The sequence below is a fragment of the Robiginitalea sp. genome, assembly GCF_049588695.1.
Lineage (GTDB): Bacteria > Bacteroidota > Bacteroidia > Flavobacteriales > Flavobacteriaceae > Robiginitalea.
Window position 1 is genome coordinate 1 of sequence record NZ_JBAVZJ010000216.1, and the last position, 4,206, is coordinate 4,206.

Genomic DNA, 4,206 nt, shown 5'->3' on the forward strand with positions numbered 1-4,206 from the left:
GTTTATACTGCTCATCTTCAATTACACCCCAAAAAATACCAGAGTTGCCCTTTTCAGAAATCATCCATTCGAGCTCCAATTCAAAACTGGAGAATTGTTGATCGGTTACCAGATCAGCGTTCGTGGCTTCTGTTCTATTGGAAGGGTCGAATACTAACACCCCATCAGAAACGTACCAGCCATTGAAGTTTTCTTTACCTTTAAGGTATATGTGCCAGCCCTCAAGGTCTTCTCCATTGAACAGATATGTCCATTGGCGGTCAGTGCTGCAATTACACATTAAAATGACAAGGGTAATCAAAAGATAATTCTTCATCTTTTCCATTTAATTATTTAGATGAAACACCGGGTTTTAATATTAGTCCTGCTCTCTTTTATCACTTTTCAGTGTAAACAAAAACAAGTTAAAGGGAAGTTTTCTTTTGCAAAGAAAGAAACATCGGAAAAGTTGCAGGCTTCTAAATCCATAAATTTAGAAAATAAAGGCGTTGGACCAATTGATTCAGTAGTAATTAGTGAAGAAATTAATGCAGAAATGGCTGAGAGAGGAAGAGCACTGTACGATCAAAAGTGCAGGGCATGCCATAAAGTTGGGTCGACTTTTATCGGGCCACCCCCTAATGGGATTCTGGAAAGAAGAACACCAGAGTGGGTTATGAATATGATTATAAATCCGGAAGAAATGCTGCAAAAAGATTCTCTGGCCAAAGCCCTTTTTATTGAGTTTAATGGACAATTGATGACGAATCAACAAGTAACTGCAGAGGAAGCCAGAACGATACTGGAGTATTTCAGAACGCTTGACCACTAGTCCTGGCCTTCTTATCTCGTTATGCTACATAATTCAAGAACCCTGGTAGGTTGGAAGGTTAAGCATTGTAGGAACTCATTACTTTACCGACCTATTATTGACTATACAGTCTTAGTTCTTATTTTATCTAACGTCTTCGGATATGGCTTCATACCACCTCCCCGCCAAGAGTAAAATACCAATAAATTTATTTGATTTAAGTGGAAATGAAATTTGAGGAATAGCGGTGGCATGAGCTATACCCGCTGTTAAGCAACGTCCTTTTCGTTATGCTTTTCAATTGCGTTGAGATCCTGCTCTAAATTGTGACGTTCTTCTTCGATATCGTAATCGTCTTGTAAGCCTAACCAGAATTTCGCGGAATTTCCGAAATACTTGGCAAGCCTCAATGCCGTATCCGCCGTGACTCTTCGTTTCCCATAAATTGGATACCCGAAGGGCAAATCCCATACTTAATAAACTGATCGACAACGGAGAATTGAATTATCTAAGCATCCGGGAAATCAAAGAGCGAATTGTTCAGAAAAATAAGTTTGAGTCCTTTTTCGCCTTGGGGGAAAGTCCGGTGGAAGTACTCTAGCAACAAAACCGATTGGGCACCGCCTGTTCCTATGACTTCTTACTGAAACGCCTGAGAAAATTCAATTTATAGAGGTAATTAAAAATGTACTACCAGTCGTACGGATGGGCCTCCAAAACCAAGGTCAAAACCACCTTTCCAAGTATCCTGGTCCACGTCGGCACTGAAGTTTATAAACTGATAACTTGCACTGACCCCAAAATTCCTGGTAAATAGGTAGGTTACCACGGGGCTGACATTCCATAAACCTCCGGAAATATTATCGATCTTAATGCCAAACCAGTCCACCCTGGCCATAAAGGCCCATTTGACGGTTGGAGCCCAGGTATACGAAGCGCCGATATTAGGCAGTGGGAGAAATACTCTTGCCTCACTTCTTTCAAAGCCCGCTTCCTGATCATCGATAAAAGCATCACCCTCTATAAATCCCTTGGTGTTCAGGCCATGAATCCCCAGTCCGGCGCCGAGTTCATGTTTCTGACCCCTGCTTATTACTCTTCCAAAGAAAACCCTGTAAAGTGAAAGGCTATATCCGAGATTCGCCTCGCCTCCAACCGGATATACCACCCCTTCCCACTCGATTTCCTCATCAAGAGTTACCGATTTTTTGGTTGAAAGCCTGAAATATTCGCCACTTGCGTACCACAAGTTAGATTTGGAAAACCTCCACTTGAAATGCAGGTTAAAGGTGGTTTGCACACCTGAAAGCCCCAGAGTCTCATCAACATCAATATCTTCTATTTCATCCATTTCAAATTCTGTTGAACCCTGCACAGATAAATCGACATTCTCGGATGGGAAAAATAAACCCGGTTCGATAATAAAATTATCGGTTAGTATCGGATTCTTATCGCCTGTAGTTTGCGCATAGGAGGTCCAAACGCAACAGAATACCAGAAAGGTTAGTGCTCTTTTCATAATTAAGGCTTAAGTGGATCGTTGACCGATTATTCATCTATCCCTCTAAAGTAAAGCATTTTATTGGGGTACTCAGAAGGAAAAATGACAGCGGTCGGATTTCTTCCTAATCTACAAACTAATAAGCCTCCCTTGTATGACCTGCATCATATATGATCAATATCATATTTAACCCGTGAGGTCCTATTCTGCTAATATGCCAAAGAGAAAACGCTTATGCTTACATTTGTCGTTGGCAAAAAATCGACAACCATGGGCTATGCTTTCTCATATAAAGTATTCACTTCTTTTCAAACAATAACGGTAAAACGCAATTTTAGCGTTCACAACTCTCTGCTAATATAGTGCTTAAGCGTACTATCCACTTGAATTAACTCTAATCACATGAGAATAATACCACTTTTATTGATTCTGGCATTTCTTTCCCTTCATCCTCCTGCAATCAGTCAAACATTAAGTGATAATTACAACCCTCCCAATAAACTCGGGGTGTTCATCGATGGTTGTGAACAGTGGGATGGGGGCTGTGATTTAGATTTTATTAGAACGGAAATTACAGCCGTAGACTTCTACAGGGATAATAAAAAGGCTGATGTCTTTCTGCTGATTAACAGAAACAGATCCGGTGGAGGTGGAAGACAATATCAACTGATTTTTATTGGTCAGCAAAACATTCATGCAGGAAGATCAGATACGCTCTATGTAAATAATAAACAGCTTGACACCGACTTTGAAGTGCGGAAAAAACTAACCCGGTATATCAAATTGGGATTAGCTCCGTATGTTGCGAAAACCAAAGCTGGGGAGGAGATTGAAATCAATATGAAAACTGACACCGCCATTTTAGAAGATTCAATTCAGGAAACTATCGATCCGTGGAATTATTGGGTTTTTAATGTGGGTAGTGATGCTAACATTGAAATTGAGGAATTGAGCAGTGACATCAATATTGGTGGAGACATCAATATTAATCGTATAACGGATAAATGGAAAATATCCCTATCCGGGAGGATAGATGAAAGGCTGAGAAAAACGATTCAAAAGGTACCAAGAGTTGATGACAATGGTGATCCGGTTCTTGATGGAGAGGGTAACCAGATCATCGATGAAGTTACAAATAATTTTGATGTGTCAGAATTTGGATTTAATCATCAGCTTGTGAAGTCTATTTCACCCCAATGGTCTTATGGTTATGATATTGCAGGGCGTCAGAACACCCGACTTAATTATCAGTTTCAGACCAGCTTCAGACCGGCGGTAGAGTACAATTTTTTTCCGGAAGCTGTGCAGAATACCAGATTTCTAAGAATGAACTATGGGATTGAACTCAGGAATAATCAATATGTCGAGGAAACGATTAGCGGTGTTCTTAAGGAGACCAGGGTCCTCCATAGTTTGAGAACTAGCCTGGGATTAAATAAACGTTGGGGAACCCTTGAGGTGGGATATCGCCTGAGGAATTATCTGGATGATTTTAGTTCCTGGTCCACAGGTTTGAATATCAGAGCAGATGTCCGTGTCACTGGGAATTTATCTTTTTATGTAAGGGCAGAAGTCAACTATGTAAAGGACCAGATTTACCTGGCCTCCGGAAACTTCACCGAACAGGATATTTTGAGCGGGAGGGTAACCCTACCCTCAGCTTATATCATCGATACCAGATTTGGATTTAATTATCGGTTTGGTTCTAATCTCAATAACTTCATAAATCGAAGATTTTTTGGAAGGGCCAATTTTGTTGGGACTGATTAATATAGTATTCTTCACATTGCAGGATTAAACAAACTGAAATCCTACGGGAATTATGATTTGAAAAATATTCATTTCTAATTTGGGATAAGTTCACCGTGCAGTACTTCTATCGGTTATATGTTCCCTTCAAAGAAGGGTATATTGG

The 4,206-nt window shown here is 40.3% G+C and carries 4 protein-coding genes and 1 pseudogene; 2 read left to right on the top strand and 3 right to left on the bottom strand.

Features of this window, described 5'->3' with window-relative positions:
- The coding region (locus WBV75_RS05140) for a 3-keto-disaccharide hydrolase (protein ID WP_424119575.1) at nucleotides 1–316 on the bottom strand (316 nt) is incomplete at its 3' end.
- A gap of 21 nt (nucleotides 317–337) precedes the next feature.
- Between WBV75_RS05140 and WBV75_RS05145 the strand changes: the two genes are divergently transcribed.
- Nucleotides 338–811, top strand: a complete 474-nt coding sequence (locus tag WBV75_RS05145) for a c-type cytochrome (RefSeq protein ID WP_424119576.1) — start codon at nucleotides 338–340, stop codon at nucleotides 809–811.
- 248 nt (nucleotides 812–1,059) lie between these two features.
- Here WBV75_RS05145 and WBV75_RS05150 read toward each other — a convergent pair.
- Both WBV75_RS05150 and WBV75_RS05155 read right to left on the bottom strand, forming a co-directional pair.
- Nucleotides 1,060–1,236: pseudogene (locus WBV75_RS05150) on the bottom strand (HigA family addiction module antitoxin); the annotation flags it as partial.
- Between the two features lie 233 nt (nucleotides 1,237–1,469).
- Nucleotides 1,470–2,309 carry a hypothetical protein gene (locus tag WBV75_RS05155; protein ID WP_424119577.1) on the bottom strand — a complete coding sequence of 280 codons (840 nt, stop codon included), beginning with the start codon at nucleotides 2,307–2,309 and terminating at the stop codon, nucleotides 1,470–1,472.
- Nucleotides 2,310–2,693: 384 nt separating this feature from the next.
- Between WBV75_RS05155 and WBV75_RS05160 the strand changes: the two genes are divergently transcribed.
- Entirely contained in the window at nucleotides 2,694–4,061 is a 1,368-nt protein-coding gene (locus tag WBV75_RS05160; RefSeq protein WP_424119578.1) for a hypothetical protein, read from the top strand.
- Nucleotides 4,062–4,206 lie beyond the last annotated feature (145 nt).